8 protein-coding genes are annotated in these 6,075 nt (G+C 63.1%); 2 read left to right on the top strand and 6 right to left on the bottom strand.

The window, feature by feature from the left end; translation table 11 throughout:
• Positions 1-134 precede the first annotated feature (134 nt).
• A complete protein-coding gene (locus tag EN943_RS33935) occupies positions 135-653 on the bottom strand; it encodes a dihydrofolate reductase (protein ID WP_127416248.1) in 519 nt (172 codons plus the stop codon).
• Positions 653-1,654 carry a DUF4424 domain-containing protein gene (locus EN943_RS33930; RefSeq protein WP_127416247.1) on the bottom strand — a complete coding sequence of 334 codons (1,002 nt, stop codon included), beginning with the start codon at positions 1,652-1,654 and terminating at the stop codon, positions 653-655. The genes EN943_RS33935 and EN943_RS33930 overlap by 1 nt, the downstream gene beginning before the upstream one ends.
• 205 nt (positions 1,655-1,859) lie before the next feature.
• Here EN943_RS33930 and cobF point away from each other — a divergent pair, with 205 nt between their 5' ends.
• Positions 1,860-2,645, top strand: coding sequence for a precorrin-6A synthase (deacetylating) (gene cobF, locus EN943_RS33925; protein ID WP_127416246.1), 786 nt, complete (start codon positions 1,860-1,862; stop codon positions 2,643-2,645).
• A 41-nt stretch (positions 2,646-2,686) separates the two neighbouring features.
• Here the strand turns inward: cobF and EN943_RS33920 are convergent, their stop codons facing one another.
• The 4 genes from EN943_RS33920 to modA form a co-directional block, all read right to left on the bottom strand.
• Complete coding sequence (locus tag EN943_RS33920; RefSeq protein ID WP_027034879.1) at positions 2,687-3,028, bottom strand: winged helix-turn-helix domain-containing protein; 342 nt, start codon at positions 3,026-3,028, stop codon at positions 2,687-2,689.
• An 80-nt stretch (positions 3,029-3,108) separates the two neighbouring features.
• Positions 3,109-4,221: a molybdenum ABC transporter ATP-binding protein gene (modC, locus tag EN943_RS33915; RefSeq protein ID WP_127416245.1), complete on the bottom strand. Its 1,113-nt coding sequence runs from the start codon at positions 4,219-4,221 to the stop codon at positions 3,109-3,111.
• The gene (modB, locus tag EN943_RS33910) at positions 4,218-4,922 is read right to left on the bottom strand and encodes a molybdate ABC transporter permease subunit (RefSeq protein WP_127416244.1); all 705 of its coding nucleotides are present in this window, start codon (positions 4,920-4,922) and stop codon (positions 4,218-4,220) included. Before modB ends, modC begins: the two co-directional genes overlap by 4 nt.
• A gap of 24 nt (positions 4,923-4,946) precedes the next feature.
• The gene (gene modA / locus EN943_RS33905) at positions 4,947-5,741 is read right to left on the bottom strand and encodes a molybdate ABC transporter substrate-binding protein (RefSeq protein ID WP_127416243.1); all 795 of its coding nucleotides are present in this window, start codon (positions 5,739-5,741) and stop codon (positions 4,947-4,949) included.
• Positions 5,742-5,882: 141 nt separating this feature from the next.
• Between modA and EN943_RS33900 the strand changes: the two genes are divergently transcribed.
• On the top strand, positions 5,883-6,075 hold a 193-nt coding region (locus tag EN943_RS33900), incomplete at its 3' end, for a TOBE domain-containing protein (RefSeq protein ID WP_127416242.1).

Here is a 6,075-nt window from a genome sequence, read left to right as displayed (position 1 = left end):
GTATTACGGCGCAAAATCCAGTATTGTTCTTCTATAGGGACGCCACGGGGCGCTTTCAACGCGATGCGCTGCCGACTTCGTCCGATTTGGTCCAGTCGCGACCCTTTGTCTTCCTTCAATGCCCCTTTTTTCAGTCAATGTCTCTCTCGACGCCGCTCGTAAACCGAATAGCGCGTCGGGTGGCTGTCCTTTTCCCCGGCCGGGACGTCCTGCGCACTGACAATCCGCCAGGAATCAGGATCGATCGGCGGGAAATGCGCGTCGCCGTCGACCGCTGCCAGCACATGGGTGACATGCAGCCGATCGGCCAGCAGCATGGCCTGGGCATAGATTTCGCCGCCGCCGATGACGCACACCTCGTCCACATCGGCCATGCGGCTCGCGCGCACCGTCGCCAACTGGACCGCGGCTTCGAGCGAATGCGCCACCTCGACGCCCTCGGCGCGCCATGTCTTGTCGCGGGTGACGACGATGTTCAACCTGCCCGGCAGCGGCCGGCCGATGCCCTCATAGGTCTTGCGGCCCATGATGATGGGCTTGCCCATCGTATCGGCCCTGAAGCGCTTGAGATCGGTGGAGAGCCGCCACGGGAGCCCGCCGTCCCGCCCGATCACGCCGTTCTCGGCAATGGCAACGTAGATTCCGACGTGCATCAATTGCCGTCCGTTGGCTCGAGAATCAGGATGTCGATGTCGCGCTCGGGGTAGAAATCATCCGCCGTCATCTCGAAGGTCGTCGGTCCGGTCTTTTTGACATTGTCGCCGCAGAACGAGACCAGGGCTTTCGGATTGCCCTTGTCGATCGTCAGTTTGAACTTGCCGATCGTGCCGGTGGCCCAGTTGCCGCCGGTGGTCAGGATATAGGCGATGCGGTTCTCGACATATTTGGGGTAGCCGTCAGGGTCGTCCTTGGCCGCCTTGCGCACCGCATTTTCGAATGTGCCGTCCATGCAATACCGGGCCTTGTAGGCCGCGTACTGTCCCTGGAATTTGCCGTCGTAGAAGAAGCTGACTGAAGACGTGCCGCCGACGCTCGGTCTGTAGTGGTGGGAAACATGGACGTCCTTGTTGGCCGGAAAGGTCGAACGCCACCAGTAGGTCGAACGCAATTGCCAGAACGGCGTGTAGACCTTGGTCGCCTCGGTGCCGTCGCTGCCGGTGTCCTCGATGATGATGCCGCGATTGACCCAGTCATCGACAACCGCTTGCGGCAGCTTGGCCAGCGCCGCCTTCGCCGCCTCGCCGAAAGGATAGAACGGCACGTTTTGCGCCTTCAGCTCGGCGCTGATGTCGATGCCGAGCGCCAACACCTTCTGCTCGAGCTGCGGCTTGACGGCAACGCCGTCGATCGTCACCTCGAAGCCGAGGAAATTGTCGCTCTGGTTTTCGGCGATCGCCGGGATTTCTTCGGGATTGCCCGATATTTCGGGCATCGGGAAGGCGACAATGGCGTCGACATCCCTGTCGGTGTTGTTGTGGAAGACATAGTCGACCGTGACCTTTTCCGGCGAGATGAAAAGGTCCTCGCTTTGCATCGCTACGGCATCGCTGCGCGACAGGATCAGGCCGCCGGTGCCAAGTTCGGCAACCGAATCATTGGCGAAGGCGGGCGCTGGCGACAGGGCCAGCACGGCGGTCAGAATATATCGCAACATGGAAGCCCCTCGGCTGGAATGCTTGCAGGACCCTAGCCGTTTCAATCTGGCGTTCAAAGCCCTTCCGCATCCGCTAGTGCACCAAAAAGGGTCTGGAGCAAGAGGTCTGGACACGCAGCAGCAGTCCGGCCACGCGCCAACGCGGTCTGGACACGCGCCAGCGCGGTCTGGACTAACAGGTCCCGATCGGGCAGGAGTTCGCCCCATGCGCAAGCTTCTCGTCATCGGCATCGGCGCCGGCAATCCCGACCACATGACCGTTCAGGCCATATCAGGCCTGAACCAGGCGGATGTGCTGTTCATTCCCGACAAGGGCGCGAAGAAAAATGAACTGGCCGAACTGCGCCGGCGGATATGCGACCGCTTCGTCACCAATCCGAAGTCGCGCCGCGTCGAATTCGACGTGCCGGTGCGCGACCTGCCGGTAGAAGATGGGCCGGCGCCCTCCTACCGCTCGACCGTCGATGACTGGCACGAAGCCATCGCCGCCATTTACGAAGCCCTGATCCGCGACGAGATTGCAGGCGACGGCTGCGGTGCCTTCCTGATCTGGGGCGATCCTTCGCTCTACGACAGCGCGCTGCGCATCCTCGAGCGCGTGCGCCTGCGAGGCAATGTGGCGTTCGAGCTTGAGGTGATCCCCGGCATCACCGCCGTCCAGGCGCTTGCCGCCAGCCACAAGATGGCGCTGAACCGCATCGGCGATTCCGTCCTCATCACCACCGGCCGCCGCCTGACCGAGGAAGGCATGCCGGACAATGCCGGCAGCGCGGTCGTCCTGCTGGACGGCAAATGCGCCTTCAACACGCTGGACGACAAGGATGTCGTCATCCATTGGGGCGCCTATCTCGGAACGGAAGACGAGATCATTCTTTCCGGCCGCGTGGGCGATGTCGGTACCGAAATCGAAAAGGTCCGCGAGCAAGCCCGCCGGCAGAAGGGCTGGATCATGGACAGCTATTTGCTGCGCAAGCCCGGTGAAGAGCAATAAGTCCTACTCCCCTACTCCCCTACTCCCCTACTCCCTTCCCCTCACCCAGCATCAATCTCCGCCTGCAATGCCTCCATATGCGTCGCCGCCGCAGCAGAAGCCGCGCGCTCGATGGCGCGGAAGCGGCTGACTACTGCCAGGCCGACCGCCGTCAGCTGTGCGCCGCCGCCCTTGCGGCCGCCGGTCTGTGCCGCCACCAGCGGCTTGCCGAACACCCGGTTCATGTCCTCGACCAGATCCCAGGCATGCTTGTAGGACATCTCCATGCCGCGCGCGGCGGCCGAGATCGAGCCGAAGGCTGCGATCTGTTCCAGGAGTTCGATCTTGCCCGGCCCGACGCGCCCGTCGGGATCGAGATTTATCCGCAAGCTCAGCGACGGCATCATTCCTCTCCGCGGTCACACCCCAACCTCATACTAGAAGCTCCGTGGCGAAACCGCTATTCCAAAAAGACATAGCGGGATCATCCATCCGCCTCGGCAGGCAGGCCGGCGCCGGTGTTCGCCCGATCGAAGCTCACCGTCTTGATCACCGCGAAAACCTTACCGCCAAGATGAAGCTTCAGCGCCTGCCGCGACTGTTCGGTGATGCGGGCAAGCACGGTTGCGCCATTGCAGTCGATACCGACCTCAACGGCGGGTCCCTCGCCGGGGCTCATCGTGGTAATGGTTCCCGGCAGGATGTTGAGCGCGCTGAGACCCCTCGGCTTTTCGGTGGCGATCATCACATCGCGGGCGCGGATACGGATGCGCACCGGCGTACCTGCTTTCATCGCCAGCTGTGGCACCCGGAGCTCGCCTGCGGCCGACCTGAGCACGGTCATGCCGAAAGGCTCGTCGTGATGCAGCACCTTGGTGTCCAGCACGGCGCCCCCCTCGCCGCGCTCCTCAGCCGGCAACAGGTCGAGCCTTTGCATCACCGCCTCGGTCGGCCCGCTGGCAATGACATTGCCCTGCGCCAGCATCACCACGTCGCTGGCCAGCCTCGCCACTTCGGCGACCGAATGACTGACATAGACGATCGGGATTTTCGTCTCGTCGCGCAGCCTTTCGACATAGGGCAGGATTTCGGCCTTGCGCGCTTCGTCGAGCGAGGCCAGCGGTTCGTCCATGAGCAGCAGTCTGGGGCTGGCAAGCAATGCCCGGCCGATCGCCACGCGCTGTTTCTCGCCGCCCGAGAGCTTTGCCGGCCGCCTGTTCATGAGCGGCCCGATGCCGAGCAGGTCGACGACGGCGTCGATATCGGCGTAGCGTTCCGCCGGCGGCGTGAACCAGCGGCCGTAGCGCAGATTGCCGGCAACGCTCATATGAGGAAACAGCCGTGCGTCCTGGAAGACCATGCCGATGCGGCGCTTGTGCTTCGGCACGAAAATGCCGGCACCGGTATCGACCAGCACACGGCCGTCGACCTCGATGCGTCCCTTGTCGGGCCGGATCAGCCCGGCAATCATGTCGATCAGCGTCGTCTTGCCCGACCCAGACGCTCCGAACAGCGCCGTCAGCCGCCCGGCACTTTCGAAGCGGGCGTCGATGGCGAAACCACCCAGCCGATGACTGATGTCGACGAGAACGCTCATTCGATGTCCAGTCGCCGGCCGACGCGCCGCGCCAGCACCTCCGACGCCACAAGTGCTGCCATCGAAATGACGATGGAAATCAGCGTCAGGCGGAGCGCCCCTTCATCGCCACCCGGCACCTGCGTGAAGGTGTAGATCGCCGACGGCAATGTCTGCGTCTCATTGGGAATGTTGGAGACGAAGGTGATGGTGGCGCCGAACTCACCCATCGCCTTGGCGAAGGCCAGGATGGCGCCGGCAATCAGCCCAGGCAGGATCAACGGCAGCGTGATGGTGACGAACACCCACAGCGGATTGGCGCCGAGCGTTCCCGCCGCCGCTTCCATCTTGCGGTCCACCGCCTCGATCGACAACCGGATCGCCCGCACCATCAGCGGAAAGCCCATGACGCCGCAGGCCAGCGCCGCACCCGTCCAGCGGAAGGAAAAGACAATGCCGAAATGCTCTGCCAGGAAAGCGCCGGCCGGACCGCGCCGGCCGAAGGTGAGCAGCAGCAGGTAGCCGGTTACCACGGGCGGCAGGATCAGCGGCAGATGCACCAACCCGTTGAGAACGGTCTTGCCCCAGAATTGTCCCCGGGCAAGCAGCAGCGCGATCAAGATGCCCGGCGGCAGGCTGGCAAGCATCGCCACCGTTGCCACCTTGATGGACAGCCGGACCGCATTCCATTCGTCGGGAGTGAGGTCCAGCAGCCAGTTCATAATGTCAGATGAAGCCCCTGGAACTCAGTTGCTCGGCGCGAGCACGGTAAATCCCTGATCCTTGAACAGCGCGGCCGCCTTGGCCGACTGCAGGCATTTCAGGAAAGCCGGCGTATCCTTGTCCTTCGAATCGGCGGTCTGGGCAACCGGGTAGATGATCGGCGGATGCGAATCCTCCGGGAAGGTGCCGACCACCTTGACGCCCTTTTCGGCATGCGCGTCGGTGGCATAGACAATGCCGAGGGCGGCTTCGCCCGTCGAAACCAGCTTCAGCGCCGCGCGCACGTTCTCGGCCTGCGCCACCTTGCCCTCGACCGAGGACCAGACGCCGAGCGATTCAAGCGCGGCCTTGCCGTATTTGCCGGCCGGCACCGCCTTGAAATCGCCCATGGCGAGCTTGCCGTCGCCGATCAGCTTGGCGAGGTCAAAACCCTTCTCGATCCTGGTGTCGACCGCCGAGTCCTTCGGCGCCACCAGCACGATCTGATTGCCCAGCAGCTTCACTTCGGTGTCCGGCTTGGTCAGCTTCTTGTCGGAGAGATATTTCATCCAGTCGAGGTCGGCCGAGATGAAGACGTCGGCAGGCGCCCCGCCCTCGATCTGCTTGGCCAGCGCCGAGCTCGCGGCATAGGAGACGGTCGCCGCCTCGCCGACATCGGCCTCGCAGGCCTTGTTCACCGCGTCGAGCGCGTCCTTGAGGCTGGCCGCGGCAAACACCACCACCTTGTCTTCCGCATGTGCTGCCGGCACGACTGCCATCAGGGCCGCAGCGAAACCGCCAATGGCGATCACCCTCAATCCAAAACCTTTGCGCGTCATGGGAACTCTCCTCGGTTTGAAAGCCGATCAGCCCTAAGTCTCCGATCGATATATCCGTATGAATATAACAAGGGAAGGCCCGGCGCCTCATGAAAGCGTCTGTACGACACCAATTGTTCTGGTAAGACCGGCAAAGAAACCTTGGAAAGAAAACTCCGACGAAGATCAGCGCCCGCAACGATCGCCGAGATCGTCAAGGGAGCCACCACCTCGCATGTCAGGATCGACATCGGCGGCGGCGCCATCGTCACCGCCTCGATCACCAACGAGGCCGTCGCCGATCTCAAGCTTGAAAAGGGCAAGCAGGCCTATGCCGTGGTCAAAGCCTCGGACG

Source organism: Mesorhizobium sp. M7A.F.Ca.US.006.01.1.1 (assembly GCF_003997935.1).
Lineage (GTDB): Bacteria > Pseudomonadota > Alphaproteobacteria > Rhizobiales > Rhizobiaceae > Mesorhizobium.
The sequence above is the reverse complement of the archived record's forward strand: the minus strand, read 5'-3'. Positions and strand labels throughout refer to the sequence as shown.